Origin of the sequence: Pantoea sp. VS1, from assembly GCF_002207995.1 — a bacterium.
Taxonomy (GTDB): Bacteria; Pseudomonadota; Gammaproteobacteria; order Enterobacterales; family Enterobacteriaceae; genus Pantoea; species Pantoea dispersa.
Window position 1 is genome coordinate 1 of sequence record NZ_NHZE01000150.1, and the last position, 386, is coordinate 386.

1 protein-coding gene is annotated in these 386 nt (G+C 62.2%); it reads left to right on the forward strand.

Annotated features, from left to right (window positions below; all coding sequences use genetic code 11):
- Positions 1-386: conjugal transfer protein TraN (gene traN / locus CBW22_RS25145; RefSeq protein WP_176428196.1), on the forward strand; the 386-nt coding region annotated here is incomplete at both ends.

Consider the following 386-nt stretch of genomic DNA (forward strand, 5'->3'; position numbering starts at 1 on the left):
CAGAACGGCAAAGACTATACGCAGAGCGCCTCCGGCTGGCAGTACTCGGACGCCTATATCGTGCCGGTCAGCTCAACCGGCAACTGCAGCACGCTGATGGCCAACAAAAACTGCACGGTCTCAGCCCGCAGCTGTACTCAGAAAGAAGGCGGCACCTGCCTGCACGAGCAGGACACTTACCAGTGCCAGACCACCTACAGTTCAGAAGGGCTGCTGTGCGGCGGTCAGTACTTCTGCCGTACCGGTGACTGCAGCGGAACCGACGGCGCCGGCGACAGCGGCTTTGATACCGCGGTGGCGAAGCTTGCCGGCCTGGCCTCGGCCGGCGATGACGTCAAAGCCGATCAGGTAAACGTGAAGGCGTTCACCGGTCAGGCGCTCTACTG